The sequence below is a fragment of the Minwuia sp. genome, assembly GCF_048263705.1.
Taxonomy (GTDB): Bacteria; Pseudomonadota; Alphaproteobacteria; order Minwuiales; family Minwuiaceae; genus Minwuia.
Genome location: NZ_JBLXDV010000006.1, coordinates 170,283 through 185,288, shown reverse-complemented (window position 1 = coordinate 185,288; position 15,006 = coordinate 170,283). Strand labels below are relative to the sequence as shown.

Sequence of the window (15,006 nt, the reverse complement as noted above, 5' to 3'; positions counted from 1 at the left end):
GGCCTGACCGAACGGGCCGCAATCACGCCTGGGACCCGATATGATCTACTGGATCGCGTTCGCCGCGCTGGCCCTTTTCTGGGCTTTCTCCTATCGGGCCGGGCGCAGCCGCGCGCTGGCGGTCGGCGGACAACAGCAGCTTCACTCCCTGCCCGGTCACTACGGCGCCTATGCCGTCATCTGGACCATCGTTCCGGCGCTGGTCGTGCTGGTGGTCTGGGCGGTACTGCAGCCGGTCGTGCTTGAGGGCATGATCGTCGCTTCCCTGCCCGAGGCCCGGCAGTCGATGGCGGATCTGGGCATGCAGTCGCTGATCAGCGACGTCCACAACCTGGCCGTGGGCGATCGCGCGGTCAATCCAGACGATCCCGATGTCCGGCGCATCTCCGACAGTTACGCCGGATGGCTGACAGCATCCCGGATCCTGATGATCGTATCGCTGACCGCCGCTGCCATCCTCGGCTTTGCGGTGGCCCGCCTGAAAATCACGCCGTCCATGCGCGCCCGCAACCGCGTTGAGCGCTTCGTCATGGGCCTGCTGATCGTTTCGTCCACCATCGCGATCTTCACCACGGTCGGCATCGTGCTGTCGCTGTTCTACGAATCGATCGCGTTCTTCCAGAAGGTGCCCTTCTACGAATTCCTGTTCGGTCTGCAGTGGAGCCCCCAGACCGCGATCCGCGCCGATCAGGTGGGACAGACCGGGTCTTTCGGTGCGATCCCGGTATTTGCCGGCACGCTGCTGATCAGTGTCATCGCCCTCATCATTGCCGCGCCGGTCGGGCTGATGTCGGCGATCTACATGGCCGAATACGCATCGCCCCGCATGCGCGGTTTCATCAAGCCCGCACTGGAGATTCTGGCCGGCGTTCCGACCGTGGTCTATGGCTTCTTCGCCGCCCTGATCGTGGCGCCGATGCTGCGGGACGGGGGTGCCACCCTGGGCATCGGCATCGATTCCGAAAGCGCGCTGGCGGCAGGCCTGGTCATGGGCGTCATGATCATTCCGTTCGTCAGTTCGCTGTCGGACGATGTGATCACGGCCGTGCCGCGGTCGCTGCGGGAAGGATCGTACGGGCTGGGTGCCACCCGCTCCGAGACGATCCGCAACGTCATCGTGCCAGCGGCGCTGCCCGGCATCGTCGGGGCGCTTCTGCTGGCGGCATCCCGGGCGATCGGCGAAACCATGATCGTGGTGATGGCGGCCGGCCTGAGCGCCAAGCTGACGGTCAACCCATTCGAGGCGGTCACCACGGTCACGGTCCAGATCGTCACGCTGCTCACGGGCGATTCCGAGTTCGACAGCCCCAAGACCCTCGCCGCATTCGCGCTGGGCCTGATGCTGTTCTTCGTCACTCTGGCCCTGAACGTCATCGCGCTCAGGATCGTTCGGAAATACCGAGAGAAGTATGACTGACATGACCGCGCAGACCCCCAACGCCGAAGGCATCGAGCGCCAGAACACCGCCGAACTGGTCCGGTCCGGTCTGGCCAGGCGCTATGCAGCCGAGCGCCGTTTCATCTGGTACGGCAGGGCCGCCATCGCGGTGGCGCTGATGTTCCTGATCGTGCTGATCGTTTCGGTGGTCGCACAGGGCTGGAGCGCGGTGCTGCAGACCAAGATCAACCTCACGATCCCGCTGCCGGTCGAGAAGGTCTCGCCCTCCGGCAATCTGACCGAAGACGAACTGCGCGGCACGGATTACAACGGCATCATCAAGCAGGCGCTGCGGGACCGCTTTCCCGAGGTCACCAACCGCAAGGAAAAACGCGCGCTCTATGATCTGATCAGCCAGGGCGCGTCGTTCGAACTGCGCGACATGGTCATGGAAGATCCGTCGCTGGTGGGACGTACCGTCGATGTCTGGCTGACCGCGAGCGACGATGTCGACCAGCTGATCAAGGGTGCCATCGACCGCGACGTCCCCGAGGAACAGCGGATCGTGAAGAACAACCAGCTGACCTGGATCGAGGATCTGGAGGCTTCGGAGAGCATCGAGACGCATTTCAACACGCGTTTCTTCACCGCGGGCGACAGCCGGGAGCCGGAAATGGCGGGCATCTGGGGCGCGGCATTGGGATCGTTCTTCACGCTGATGGTGACGCTGGTCCTGGCGTTTCCGCTGGGCGTGACGACCGCGGTCTATCTGGAAGAATTCGCGCCCAAGAACCGCTGGACCGATCTGATCGAGGTCAACATCAACAATCTGGCGGCGGTCCCATCGATCATCTTCGGGCTGCTCGGCCTCGCGGTTTTCCTGCAGGTCTTCGGGCTGCCCCGATCCGCACCCATCGCCGGCGGCGTGGTGCTGGCGCTGATGACCCTGCCCACCATCATCATCGCCAGCCGTGCCGCACTGAAATCGGTTCCTCCGTCCATCCGGGAGGCGGCGCTGGGCGTGGGTGCCAGCCGTCTGCAGACCGTGACGCACCATGTGTTGCCGCTCGCCATGCCGGGCATGCTGACCGGGTCGATCATCGGCATGGCACAGGCCCTTGGAGAGACTGCGCCGCTGATCATGATCGGCATGGTCGCGTTCATCGTCGATCTGCCGTCGTCACCCTTTGACCCGTCAACGGTGCTGCCGGTGCAGATCTACATCTGGGCCGACAGCCCCGAGCGCGCCTTTGTGGAACGCACGTCTGCGGGCATCATCGTGCTGCTTATCTTCCTTGTCCTCATGAACCTCAGCGCGGTGATGCTGCGCAAGCGGTTCGAAAAACGCTGGTAGGAGACCCTTCGCATGTCACAGGCCCAGGAAGCGATACCGGCCCCCGAAGATGCCGCGCTGGCCATCGTCGCGCGCGACGTCAACGTCTTCTATGGCGTGAAGCAGGCGCTGTTCGATGTTGATCTGGATATCGTCCAGAACGAGGTCACGGCGCTGATCGGACCTTCCGGCTGCGGCAAGTCGACGTTTCTGCGCTGTATCAACCGGATGAACGACGTGATTGAGGGATGCCGCGTCGAGGGCTCGATCGAACTGGACGGCCAGGATATCTACCATCGCGATGTCGATGTGGTGCAGTTGCGCGCGCGGATCGGCATGGTCTTCCAGAAGCCGAACCCGTTTCCGAAGTCGATCTTCGACAATGTCGCCTACGGCCCGAAGATCCACGGCATCGCCCGCAACAAGACCGAGCTTCAGGACCTTGTCGAAGACTCGCTGAAGCGCGCGGGTCTGTGGAACGAGGTGGCCGACCGTCTGGCTGAACCCGGCACCGGACTGTCCGGCGGTCAGCAGCAGCGGCTGTGCATCGCCCGCGCCATCGCCGTGCGGCCGGAACTGATCCTGATGGACGAACCCTGCTCGGCGCTGGACCCCATCGCGACCGCCCGGATCGAGGAACTGATCGACGATCTGCGCCAGAACTACACGATCGTCATCGTGACGCACTCGATGCAGCAGGCGGCCCGCGTTTCCCAGAAAACCGCCTTCTTCCACCTCGGCAATCTGGTCGAATACGGGACCACGGACGCGATATTCACGTCACCGACCGACAAGCGTACCGAGGATTACATCACAGGCAGGTTCGGCTGATCCGTTCGCACGGTCACATGAGAAGGAGCCCGATCATGGCCAGTCAGGAAAACATCACACGCCACACGGTTTCCGCCTACGAGGAGGAACTGGCGCAACTCAACAGCCGGATCCTGGAGCTGGGCGGGCTGGTCGAGGCGCAGATCGACGACGCGGTGCGCGCCATCGCCAAGCGTGACAGCGATGTCGCGGAATCGGTGATCCGTCAGGACCGGCGGATCGACGAACTGGAAGAGGAAATCAACGACATGTCGGTGCTGATCCTGGCCCGGCGGCAACCGATGGGCAGCGATCTGCGTGTGATCGTCTCGGCCATCAAGATCGCCGGCGACCTGGAGCGTGTCGGCGACTATGCCAAGAACATCGCCAAGCGGACGCTGGTGATCAACCAGTCGCCGCCCATCAGTTCGATCCGTTCGGTCCCGCGGATCACGGTGCTGGTGCAGAAGATGTTGAGCGAGGTTCTGGCCGCCTATGTCGCCCTTGATCCCGAGCGCGCGCGCGACGTCTGGGAGGCCGATCAGGAGGTTGACGAGCTCTACAACAGCCTGTTTCGCGAACTGCTGACCTACATGATGGAAGATCCGCGCAACATAACCGCGGCGACGCACCTGCTGTTCGTCGCGAAGAACGTCGAGCGCATGGGCGATCTGGCCACTAACATTGCCGAGCGCATCTATTTCACGGCCAAGGGATCCCAGATCGAGGATGAACGCCCCAAGAAGGATGTCACCAGCATCACGGACGCCGAGGGCGAGACGGTGGATGGTGGAGGAATATGATGCAGCCCTTCGTCCTGATCGCAGAGGATGAGCACAGCCTGGTCGAACTGCTTTCCTACAATCTCGAAGCCGAGGGATTCCGTGTCGACGCGGTGATGGACGGCAGTGAGGTGATGGCGCGGCTGGACGAGGAACTGCCCGACCTGCTGCTGCTCGATTGGATGCTGCCGAACTTGTCGGGTATCGAAATCTGCCGCCAGATCCGACGCAAGACGGATTTCCGGAATCTGCCCGTGGTGATGCTGACGGCGCGCGGCGCGGAAGATGACCGGATCAGGGGACTGGACGCCGGGGCCGACGATTATGTGCCGAAGCCGTTCTCGGTGAACGAACTGATGGCGCGGCTCAGGGCGGTTCTGCGGCGCACCCGTCCGATCCTGGCCGAGCAGCGCATCGTGCGGGGGGCGATCGAGCTCGATCTGGGCACCCACAAGGTCACCCGCAATGGCGAGGAAGTGCATCTGGGGCCCACCGAGTTCCGCCTGTTGCAGCATTTCATGGAGCACGCCGGCCGGGTTCAGTCGCGGGGACAGCTTCTGGATGCGGTCTGGGGGCGGGATGCCGAAGTCGAGGAGCGGACTGTAGATGTTCACATCCGGCGTTTGCGCAAGGCGATGAACGACGGCGATGCGCCGGACATCATCCGCACGGTCAGGTCGGCGGGTTACGCCTTCGAGGCACCGTCGCCGTAGGGCTGCCACCCTCGGGTTCGATCAGCCACTTCGCCCGGACGACGACCGGCTGATGTTCATAGCCGAGGCTGTCGTAGAAGCCCAGCGCAGCCTCGTTGGTATCGCGCACCATCAGTTCGATCTTCGGACACCCCTTGTCGCGAAGCCAGTTTTCGGCTTCCCGCATCAGTCTGCGCCCGGTGCCGCTGCCGCGTCGGGCCGGATCGGTGGCCAGGTAGTAGACCCATCCACGGTGGCCGTCGTAGCCGCACACCACCGATCCGGTCACCTGCTCATCCTCGACGGCCAGAAGAATGGTCGACGACGGGTTGGCGATGGCGCGTTCGATGTCCGCTTCCGGCGGGTTCCAGGGACGGGTGAGGTCGCAGGCCCGCCAGAGCTCGATCAGCCGTGTCTGGTGGATGTCCCGGTATTCGACGATCTCCATCGCCGGTTCAGTTGACGCCGACGGCGTCGCCGAGAACGGGACCGATTTCCATGTTGAGCACCAGATCGGCGAAGGCATCCTGATCCGTCGGGTCCCGGTTCAGGATCACGAGGTCGGCACCGTTTTCCTTGGCAATCCGTGGAAAACCTGCCGCCGGATAGACCACCAGCGACGAGCCAAGCACGATGAACAGGTCGGCCTGAAGGGTGGCTTCCTCGGCCCGCCGCATTTCATCGACAGGCATGCTCTGGCCGAAGGAAATGGTCGCCGTCTTGACGATGCCGCCGCAGTAGATGCAGGTCGGCAGCAGGTCCCGGGTCTCGAAATCCTCGCGGATCGCATCCAGTTCCTTGCGTGTCCCGCAGTCGAGGCACTTGGCATAGGTCGAGTTGCCGTGCAGTTCGATCACCTTGTCGTCGGGAACCCCGGAGGCCTGGTGCAGGCCGTCGACGTTCTGGGTGATGACCGCACGGCCCTTGCCGTCGCGGATCAGCTTCTCCACGGCGCGGTGTCCGCGATTGGGTTCGGCCGCGGCGAAGGTGCCTTCCATGGCGAACTTGCGCCGCCAGGACTCGCGGCGCATGTCCTCGGATCGCATGAAGTCGCGGAAGTCGATGGGCTGGTATTTGGTCCAGAGGCCGCCTGGCGACCGGAAATCCGGAATGCCCGATTCCGTGGAAATGCCGGCACCGGTGAAGAAGACGATACGCCGGGCCGCCTCGATCAGGGCGCGCAGTTCGCCGACCGCTTGCTGATCGGGCAGTCCGTCAGCCATCAGCCCTGACCGGCCTGGGCCCTCAGACGTTCCAGCAGGCTCTCGACATTGCCGGTCTGCCCGATCACCGAGGCAAATTCGGACCGGTGCGTGATGACCATGCTGACACCCTCGACGATGACGTCCACGATGCGGTTCTCGCCGTTGCGTTCCAGCACGCGCCAGTCAACCTTCAGGCTGGGCCCGCCCGGTTCCTTGATGACGGATTTGACCATCACTTCCTGATCGTTCAGGCGCTGGTCGCCGGTGATTTCGAAGGTCTGCCCGGAGTAGGCGTTCAGCCGCGATGCGTAGGTCGCCACGATGTAGCGGTGGAACAGCGAGGAATATTCCTCCTGCTGCGCCGGGGTTGCGACGCGCCAGTAGCGACCGAGCACGATACGGGCGACCAGTGGCACATCGAAGCCTTCCTGGAACAGCCGCTCGAACTTCTCCTGTTTCTCGGCAAGCTCGGCGTCACTGTCGGCGGCGATACCGATCGCCTCGCCGCCCAGCCGCTCGATCATCTGTTTCGGATCTTCCGCAGCCAGTGCCGAGGCAACCAGACCAAGAACAATGGCCATCGGGGCCAGAATGTGCCTGGAAACAAAATACGTCATTCGTGAGTGCTCCGAATTAATGGCCCGCAGGATGTGCCATTGTATCAGTTGGTTGGCAAGCTCTCGCTATACAAGTCTGCAGGGGCCTGCGCGGCACCGTTTGTGATCTCCGCCTGCCGCCGCTGGCGGTATCCGCTGCGGATCGTGGCATAGAAATCGATCGAGTTCCGTTCCAGTTCCTCCAGCTTGCCGAGCAGCTGCGCGCGCCGCGAAACAATGTCGGTGCCCGTACGGGCGTAGGGGGCCCAGTCGATGTCGTGGCCGCGGAAGGTCCGGTTCACCGGATCCGCGAAACTGTCGACGGCAAAGCCTGTCAGATCCCGCACCTGGCTGGGTCCGAGAAACGGCAGCACCAGATAGGGGCCGTCGGGCACACCCCATACCGCGAGGGTCTGACCGAAATCCTCATCGTGGCGCTTCATGCCGAGGTCGCCCATGAAATCCACAAGGCCGCCCAGCCCGAAGGTTGAGTTGAAGACAAACCGGGTCAGGGTTTCGCGGGCGCGCACGAACTCACCCTGCAGCACGGCATTCATGAAGGTGATCGGCTCGCCCATGTTGTTCAGCGCGTTGCGCACGGCACCCTTGGCCGGGGTGGGCAGTATCGCGTCATAGGCCTGCGCGACCGGTTTGAGAACTGCCGCGTCCAGCGCATTGTTGAAGCCGAACATCGTCCGGTTGAAAGGCTCCAGCGGATCATTGACCTCAACCCGCTCGGCCCGGGCGTCCGGATCCGAGGGCAGGCTGGCACACGCGGCCATCGTCATGAGCGCGGCGGCACTCAGAAGTTGCATGGCCCTGTTGTATATTGAACCTGTGTTCATGATTGCCCGTCCACCGAACGCTGATCGAATCAGCCTAAAGCGTTAGCACGCTTCCGGAAATATCACCAACATCACACAAGGGCGTTGTCGCGAACTTGGTACATTTGACTATATAAAGATATTGTTATATTGGTCTTCAAATGAGTGCGGCAATCGACATGACGGACGCTGAATTTCACGCCGAGGATCTCGTGGAGATGCTCAAGGCGGCGGGCGAGCCCACGCGCCTGCATCTGCTTCTGCTCTGTCGGCGCTGCGACCTGTCGGTTTCGGAGCTCACCTGGATACTGGGGCAGAGCCAGCCCAGAATATCACGCCATCTGAAACTGCTTTGCGATGCGGGCCTTCTGGAACGTTATTCCGAGGGCAACTGGGTCATGTACCGCCATTCGCTGGCGACGGGCATGGGCCGGCTCGGCAATCTGATCGACGATCTGATTGACACCCGGTCCGAACCGACGATCTCCTATCTCGACCGGCTCGACCAGATCCGGTTGAAGCGAAATGCCAGGGTCCAGGACTTCTTCTCCCTGCATGCGGGGGAGTGGTCCGAGATCAGCCGCCTCCAGGTCTCCGAACGACAGGTCGAGACCGTTCTGCATGGCATTCTGGGATCGGCCCCCGTCGGAGACTATCTGGATCTGGGCACGGGGACCGGCCGGATGCTGGCCATACTGGGTGCGAAAGCCAGCCGGGCGATCGGCGTCGATGTGAACGGCGAGATGCTTGCCGTCGCCCGCCAGGCCATCGACCGGCCCGACTTCCGTCACGTCCATGTCCGGCAGGCCGACATCCACAATCTGCCTTTCAGCCGCGAGTCCTTCGACCTGATCACGGCGCATCAGGTCCTGCATTTTCTGGACGATCCGGATCAGGTGATTCGCGAGGCTGCCCGCGTACTGAGGCCGGGCGGGCGGATGATCGTCGCCGACCTGCTGCCGCACGGGTTTGAACATCTGAAGACAGAGCAGGCGCATCGCAGGCTGGGTTTCAGTGACGCCGAGATCAACGACTGGATGAGCGCGGCAGGGCTGGTCCCGGCGACATGCATCAAGCTGACCGGGCGCCCCTTGCCCGTCGGAGTCTGGTCCGCAGGCAAACCTTTTTCGAAACAGGAAAAGCAGACATGAGAATGAGTATCGTGCCCTCCGGCGACAGCACGCTGGAACTTTCCGCCGAATTCTTTCCGCCCAAGTCGGAGAAAGGGCGGGTCTCGACCGTCGCGGCCGCGGCGGACATGAAGCCCCTCGGACTCAGTTTCTGTTCGGTCACCTACGGTGCGGGCGGCACCAATCAGACCGGCACTCAGGACACCGCCCTTGCCGTGGCGCACGCCGCCGGTTCCGAACCCGCCGGTCATCTGACCGCTGTGGGGGCATCGCGTTCGGACGTCGATGCCGTGGCCGATGGGTTCTGGCGGTCGGGGATCCGCCGGATCGTGGCCCTGCGCGGCGATCCGCAGGGGAATGCGAGCCGGTATGAAGCCCATCCTGACGGATATCAGAACGCCGCCGATCTGGTCGCGGGTCTGCGGCGGCTGCACGATTTCGACATCTCGGTGGCGGCCTACCCCGAGAAGCACCCCGAGTCCGCGACAGTCGATGCGGATATCGACAATCTGAAGGCCAAGTTCGCAGCCGGTGCCGATCGCGGCATCACCCAGTTCTTTTTCGATCCGGAAGCCTTTCTGAGGTTCCGCGACAGGGCGGCGGCGCGCGGTGTCTGGCAGCCCATCGTGCCGGGCATCCTGCCGATCCGGAACATCGAGCAGGTCGTCGGATTTGCCGAACGCTGCGGTGCGGCCGTGCCCGGCCATGTCGTTGCAGCCTTCGATGCGTGCACATCGGCGGCGGACCGCAAGCAGGTCGCCATCGACCTGGCGCATCGCATGTGCGAGCGCCTGTTGCGCCACGGCGTGCGTGAATTCCACTTCTACACGCTGAACAAGGCCGATCTGACGGAAGCCGTCTGCGCGCGGCTGATGAACTCCGCCGACACCGACAAGTCCGCAGCGACCCGCGCCGCGTTCGCCGCAAACTGATCACAGACAGAGTATTTCAATGACCGGACTGATGGACGCGCTGAAGCGCGAAGTGCTTCTGTGCGACGGTGCCATGGGCAGCCGCGTGCAGGTGATGGACCTGGATATCGAGACCGATTACGCGGGTTGCGAGAACTGCACCGAAGTGCTGAACCTCACGCGGCCCGACGTCGTACGTGAAATTCACCGCGGCTATTTCGAGGCCGGGTCGGATATCGTCCAGACCAATTCGTTCGGGGGATCGCCGATCACGCTGGCCGAGTTCGACCTGCAGGACAGGGCCGAGGAAATCAACCGCCGTGCCGCCGAACTGGCGCGCGAGGTCGCCGACGAACTCTCCACGCCGGAATGGCAGCGCTACGTGCTCGGGTCCATCGGTCCCGGCACCAAGCTGCCCAGCCTGGGGCACGCCACCTATGACGACATGGAGGCGGCGCTGGAACTGCAGGCCGCAGCACTGATCGCGGGCGGCGTGGACGGCCTTCTGATCGAGACATGTCAGGATCCGTTGCAGGTGAAGGCCGCCGTGAATGGCGCGAAGGCGGCCCGCAAGGCATCGGGGAAGGATGTGCCGATCTTCGTGCAGGTGACGGTAGAGACCACGGGCACGATGCTTGTCGGGGCTGACATTGCGGCGGCGGCGACGGTGCTGGACGCCCTGGAAGTCGACGCGATGGGGCTGAACTGCGCCACCGGACCGAAGGAAATGGCGGAACACGTCAAGTGGCTGACGGGCAATGTCAGCCGGCCGATTTCGATCCAGCCGAACGCGGGCTTGCCGGAATTGGTCGATGGTCAGACGCATTATCCACTGCGGCCCGACGATCTGGCGCTCTGGCTGAAGCGCTTCGTGACCGAGAACGGTGTCAACATGATCGGCGGATGCTGCGGTACGACGCCGGAGCACATTTCCGCGCTGGACGCCATGCTGAAGGAGGTCGGTCCGGGACGGCGGCCCGCGCCCCTGTCGCGCCAGACCGAGTGGACGCCATCCCTGGCGTCTCTGTTCCAGCAGACTTCGATGCGCCAGGAAAATGCTGTTCTGTCCGTGGGTGAGCGATGCAACGCCAACGGATCGAAGAAGTTCAGGGAATTGCAGGCCGCCGAGAACTATGAAGCCTGTGTCGCCATGGGCCGGGAACAGGAAAGCGAGGGCAGCCACGCCATCGACCTGTGCACGGCCTATGTCGGACGCGACGAGACCCGTGACATGTCCGAGGTTCTGACCCGGATGCGGGGCGCGGTGTCAGCCCCGCTGGTGGTCGATTCCACGGAACTCAACGTGCTGGAAAGCGCGCTGAAGCTGTATGGCGGCAAGCCGGTCATCAATTCGTTCAACTTCGAGGACGGCGAGGAGCCGGCGGCAGCGCGGCTGGAACTGGCACGGCGCTTCGGTTGTTCGATCATTGCGCTGACGATCGATGAAGACGGCATGGCCAAGACGGCGGACGAGAAGCTGCGGATTGCGCACCGCCTGTACGACTTCGCCGTCAACCGGCACGGGCTGCCCGCTTCTGACCTGATGATCGATCCGCTGACCTTCACCATCTGCACGGGCAACGAGGATGACCGCAAGCTGGGCGTCTGGACGCTGGACGCCATCGAGGCCATCGCGCGCGAACTGCCCGAGTGCCAGATCCTGCTGGGGCTTTCGAACATCTCGTTCGGTCTGAACGCTGCGGCGCGCCATGTCCTGAACTCGGTCTTCATGGACCACGCGCAGAAGCGCGGCATGACGGCGGCCATCGTGCACACGTCCAAGATCATGCCGCTGCACCTGATCCCGGAAGCCGAGGTCAAGGCCGCCGAGGACCTGATCTATGACCGCCGCCGCGACGGGCACGACCCGCTGGAAGCCTTCATGGAGCTGTTCCAGGACCGCAAGGTCAAGAAGGTGGTGCGCGAGCGCCCCGCCGAGGTCGAGGAGCGCCTGAAGCTGCGCATTGTCGATGGCGATGGCGAGGGGCTGACCGATGATCTTGACGAGGCGATGCAGAAGATGCCGCCGCTGGACATCATCAACAAGCACCTGCTGGACGGTATGAAGGTCGTCGGCGAACTGTTCGGAGCGGGCAAGATGCAGTTGCCCTTCGTGCTGCGCTCCGCCGAGGTGATGAAGCGCGCCGTGGCGCATCTGGAGCCGCATATGGAGAAGGTCGACGGCCAGCAGAAAGGCACGATCGTGCTCGCCACCGTGAAGGGCGACGTGCACGACATCGGCAAGAATCTGGTCGATATCATTCTCACCAACAACGGCTATCGCGTGGTCAACCTGGGTATCAAACAGCCGCTGGACGCCATCCTGGACGCGGCCGAGGCGGAGAAGGCCGATGCGGTCGGCATGTCCGGCCTGCTGGTGAAATCGACCGTCATCATGCGCGAGAACCTGGAAGAGATGGCCCGGCGCGGTCTGAACATGCCGGTCATCCTGGGCGGTGCCGCGCTGACCCGGAAATATGTCGAGGAGGACTGCGTCGCGGCCTACGCCGGACAGGGTGTCGCCTATGCGCGGGACGCCTTCGATGGCCTCAACCTGATGAATCTGGTGCGCGAGAACAGGTTTGCCGATCATGTCGCCGAAGCGGCTGAAACGCGGTCGAAGCGGCCTTCGTCGCGCAAGGCCGTCGGGCGACCGTCGGAGGCACCCGAGCGGCCGATCGATTTCGACGAGATCAGCCTGCGCCGCAGCGAACTGCATGAGGGCCTTACGCCCCCGGAGCCCCCGTTCTGGGGTGCGCGGACACTGCAGAACGTGTCGCCGAAGACGCTGTTGCCGTTCCTGAACGAGACCATGCTGTTCCAGTTCCAGTGGGGCTTCCGCAAGGCCGGGCGCGACCGCGGGGATTATCTGGAATGGGCCGCCAGGGAGGTGCGCCCGATCCTGCATCGCATGCTGGAAAAGGTGGAAGACGAGGATATTCTGCAGCCGCGCGCGGTCTACGGATACTGGCCGGCGGCGAGCGAGCGGGATGATCTGGTGCTCTACGACCCCGAGAGCGGGAGCGAGGCCGCCCGGTTCTCATTGCCCCGTCAACGCCGGGAAGGCGGGCTGTGCATCGCCGACTTCTACCCGGAAGCGGATACCGGCAGGCGGGATGTCATCGGTCTGCAGCTTGTGACGATGGGCTCGAACGCATCGGATGTGGCGCGGGAATGGTTCGCGGCGGACCGCTACCAGGACTACCTCTATCTGCACGGCCTGTCGGTCGAGATGGCGGAGGCAATGGCGGAATACGTCCACACCCGCATTCGCGGCGAACTCGGATTCGCGGCGGAAGACGACCCGGATCCGGTCAAGCTGCTGAAGCAGGGCTACCGTGGTTCACGCTATTCGTTCGGCTACCCGGCCTGTCCGAATCTGGAAGATCAGGCGCAGATCCTGAACCTGCTGGATGCCGGACGGATCGGCGTCGAAATGGCTGAGGAGGGGCAGTTGCACCCCGAACAGTCGACCTCGGCGATCGTGGTGCTTCATCCACAGGCGAAATACTTCTCGGTGTAAGGCTTTCATAGGCTCTGCGACGGCGCGGGCAGCAGTCGGGACGCGGCCATCCGTGCGAAACGGAGGGTCACCGCCTTGCGCCGCGCGGCGCTGAGTTTGGACAGCGGCGCATGTCGCACGAATTCGCCCCCGAACCCGTCGGCGACGATCAGGCCGCATTCCTCGGGAATCAGCTCTTTCGGAAAGTCGAGCGGTACGGCGAAGAAATAGCGATCGCAGAAGTCGAGGTAATCGCCCCATTTGCTGTCCGACCGGAAGTCCGCGATGGAAGATTTCACCTCGATGATCCAGATCTCGCCGTCTTTCGCCAGTGCCATGACGTCGGCGCGCCGTCCGTTCTTCAGCCGGACTTCGGTGATCGATGGACGGTCGTGTTCCGCCAGCAGACGCACCACGCCGCGGGCGATCTCGACGCCGTAGAGCCGGTCTGCGGTCGTATCACTCATTCGGGCACCAGTCGGACAGTTCCCTGAACCAGCGGGCCAGCGGGCGAAGGTCGTCGCAGTCGTCGGACCATCGCGCTGCCCGGCCCGCCGTCCGCCGGAAGGCTTCTGCCGTGCTGCCGACCTTGTCGTTGTTGAGCACGAAATCCCAGTCCCGCCAGCCTTCGTATTCGTCGTACTTGTTCAGGATCAGCGCCAGCCGGACGGTCATGTGCAGCACGCCGAAGCGGAGCTGGTACTGCGCGGCTTCCTGACGGCTCATGCCATTCGCATCGGGCTGAAGGATGGCGACGGCATCCGGATCCAGACCGTTCAGGTCGGGCATGTACTCGTCGCCCAGAAACCAGCCGGCATCGTCGAGCGGATCGCGCACGCCACAGTGTTCCCAGTCGAACCAACTGACCTTTCCGTCCGGACCGACCATGGCATTCGCCGGTCGGGCGTCCCACTTCAGCAGGTCGAGCGTCCTTGGCATCAGCCGCTCCGCCGTCGCGTCGATATCGAGAGCGGGCGCTGCGATGCCGGTTCGCTCGGACATGCGCTCGGGCAGTGCGCAGAGACGGCGGCGCCATTCGAACGTCAGTCCCAGGCCGGGTATCTTTTCGGACAGGCCGCTTCGGCGTCCGGCTTCGTGAAGCGTCCGCAGCGATCGCAAACCGCTGTTGACCAGCTTCTCCCGATTGATCGGGTTCTCTGCCCATAGCGCGATCGTCATGCGCTTGCCTTCGAGGTCCTGTTGAATGACCCAGCGATCGCGTTGCCCGATCAGCGCGGGCACGGCACCGCCCGCGCCGTGAAGGGCCTTCAGAACGTGCGCTTCCAGTCGGGCGCGGTCGACAGAAGGACGGCGGGTGGCGATCATGCTGTCCGCGCCGATATGCAGCCGCACGGCGCGCACGGACGACTGGACCAGGCGATCGATGCGATCCACCGGCTTTCCGAATATTTCCGCCGCCAGCGCGGTCGCCTCATCCACCCTGCTGTTCATTGTTTCATTTACGTTCTCGCTACCGTCCAGCGCAATCCCTCATTTGCCGGTGTCCGGTTTGCCACGAAATGAGACATTCCTCGCGGTTTCCCCGTGCCGGGCCTGTGTTGCAATTTGGAAAGCGTCCGTTTCGGCTGTGCAAGGGTGTCACGAAATGAGGTCGGCCGAGAACTTTGAATAACATCATTGTTTTCAATAATTTAGAGGTGCGTCTGTTGGGCTGGTGGCGTTCGATTTCTACCGGGAATTGAGTCCGTACCCGGAACCGCCGTCCCAGCCTGAGACAGAATGCCTGACCAGGGGTCGTTTCAGGCCCTGCTGCATCTGGCATATCCCTTGCTGTTAGAGACCTGATCCCGGCCCCGCCGGATACTGGAAAAATACAGGCGTG

14 protein-coding genes are annotated in these 15,006 nt (G+C 63.4%); 8 read left to right on the top strand and 6 right to left on the bottom strand.

The window, feature by feature from the left end:
* The first annotated feature begins 40 nt into the window (after nucleotides 1-40).
* From pstC to phoB, 5 genes are read left to right on the top strand one after another with little or no spacing between them, the layout of a single operon-like run.
* The gene (gene pstC, locus ACN0X7_RS10910; protein ID WP_417517064.1) at nucleotides 41-1,417 is read left to right on the top strand and encodes a phosphate ABC transporter permease subunit PstC; all 1,377 of its coding nucleotides are present in this window, start codon (nucleotides 41-43) and stop codon (nucleotides 1,415-1,417) included.
* 1 nt (nucleotide 1,418) lies between these two features.
* On the top strand, nucleotides 1,419-2,732 hold the full coding sequence (gene pstA, locus ACN0X7_RS10905; protein WP_417517062.1) for a phosphate ABC transporter permease PstA: 1,314 nt from the start codon (nucleotides 1,419-1,421) through the stop codon (nucleotides 2,730-2,732).
* Nucleotides 2,733-2,744: 12 nt separating this feature from the next.
* Nucleotides 2,745-3,542, top strand: coding sequence for a phosphate ABC transporter ATP-binding protein PstB (gene pstB / locus ACN0X7_RS10900; RefSeq protein ID WP_417517060.1), 798 nt, complete (start codon nucleotides 2,745-2,747; stop codon nucleotides 3,540-3,542).
* A gap of 35 nt (nucleotides 3,543-3,577) precedes the next feature.
* Nucleotides 3,578-4,324 carry a phosphate signaling complex protein PhoU gene (gene phoU / locus ACN0X7_RS10895; RefSeq protein ID WP_417517058.1) on the top strand — a complete coding sequence of 249 codons (747 nt, stop codon included), beginning with the start codon at nucleotides 3,578-3,580 and terminating at the stop codon, nucleotides 4,322-4,324.
* On the top strand, nucleotides 4,324-5,016 hold the full coding sequence (phoB, locus tag ACN0X7_RS10890) for a phosphate regulon transcriptional regulator PhoB (protein ID WP_417517056.1): 693 nt from the start codon (nucleotides 4,324-4,326) through the stop codon (nucleotides 5,014-5,016). The genes phoU and phoB overlap by 1 nt, the downstream gene beginning before the upstream one ends.
* Here phoB and ACN0X7_RS10885 read toward each other — a convergent pair.
* The 4 genes from ACN0X7_RS10885 to ACN0X7_RS10870 are packed head-to-tail and all read right to left on the bottom strand — an operon-like array spanning nucleotide 4,976 to nucleotide 7,611.
* A complete protein-coding gene (locus tag ACN0X7_RS10885) occupies nucleotides 4,976-5,443 on the bottom strand; it encodes a GNAT family acetyltransferase (RefSeq protein WP_417517054.1) in 468 nt (155 codons plus the stop codon). The genes phoB and ACN0X7_RS10885 overlap by 41 nt on opposite strands.
* Nucleotides 5,444-5,450: 7 nt before the next feature.
* Nucleotides 5,451-6,218: an SIR2 family NAD-dependent protein deacylase gene (locus ACN0X7_RS10880; RefSeq protein ID WP_417517052.1), complete on the bottom strand. Its 768-nt coding sequence runs from the start codon at nucleotides 6,216-6,218 to the stop codon at nucleotides 5,451-5,453.
* Nucleotides 6,218-6,817, bottom strand: a complete 600-nt coding sequence (locus ACN0X7_RS10875) for an MlaC/ttg2D family ABC transporter substrate-binding protein (RefSeq protein WP_417517050.1) — start codon at nucleotides 6,815-6,817, stop codon at nucleotides 6,218-6,220. Before ACN0X7_RS10875 ends, ACN0X7_RS10880 begins: the two co-directional genes overlap by 1 nt.
* 44 nt (nucleotides 6,818-6,861) lie before the next feature.
* Complete coding sequence (locus ACN0X7_RS10870) at nucleotides 6,862-7,611, bottom strand: VacJ family lipoprotein (protein ID WP_417517047.1); 750 nt, start codon at nucleotides 7,609-7,611, stop codon at nucleotides 6,862-6,864.
* A 188-nt stretch (nucleotides 7,612-7,799) separates the two neighbouring features.
* Between ACN0X7_RS10870 and ACN0X7_RS10865 the strand changes: the two genes are divergently transcribed.
* The 3 genes from ACN0X7_RS10865 to metH are packed head-to-tail and all read left to right on the top strand — an operon-like array spanning nucleotide 7,800 to nucleotide 13,184.
* On the top strand, nucleotides 7,800-8,771 hold the full coding sequence (locus ACN0X7_RS10865; protein WP_417517045.1) for an ArsR/SmtB family transcription factor: 972 nt from the start codon (nucleotides 7,800-7,802) through the stop codon (nucleotides 8,769-8,771).
* Between the two features lie 2 nt (nucleotides 8,772-8,773).
* Entirely contained in the window at nucleotides 8,774-9,682 is a 909-nt protein-coding gene (locus tag ACN0X7_RS10860) for a methylenetetrahydrofolate reductase (RefSeq protein WP_417517043.1), read from the top strand.
* A gap of 19 nt (nucleotides 9,683-9,701) precedes the next feature.
* On the top strand, nucleotides 9,702-13,184 hold the full coding sequence (metH, locus tag ACN0X7_RS10855; protein WP_417517041.1) for a methionine synthase: 3,483 nt from the start codon (nucleotides 9,702-9,704) through the stop codon (nucleotides 13,182-13,184).
* A 5-nt stretch (nucleotides 13,185-13,189) separates the two neighbouring features.
* Here the strand turns inward: metH and ACN0X7_RS10850 are convergent, their stop codons facing one another.
* Nucleotides 13,190-13,630 carry an MmcB family DNA repair protein gene (locus ACN0X7_RS10850; protein WP_417517039.1) on the bottom strand — a complete coding sequence of 147 codons (441 nt, stop codon included), beginning with the start codon at nucleotides 13,628-13,630 and terminating at the stop codon, nucleotides 13,190-13,192.
* Nucleotides 13,623-14,615, bottom strand: a complete 993-nt coding sequence (locus tag ACN0X7_RS10845) for a phosphotransferase family protein (protein WP_417517037.1) — start codon at nucleotides 14,613-14,615, stop codon at nucleotides 13,623-13,625. Before ACN0X7_RS10845 ends, ACN0X7_RS10850 begins: the two co-directional genes overlap by 8 nt.
* Nucleotides 14,616-15,006 lie beyond the last annotated feature (391 nt).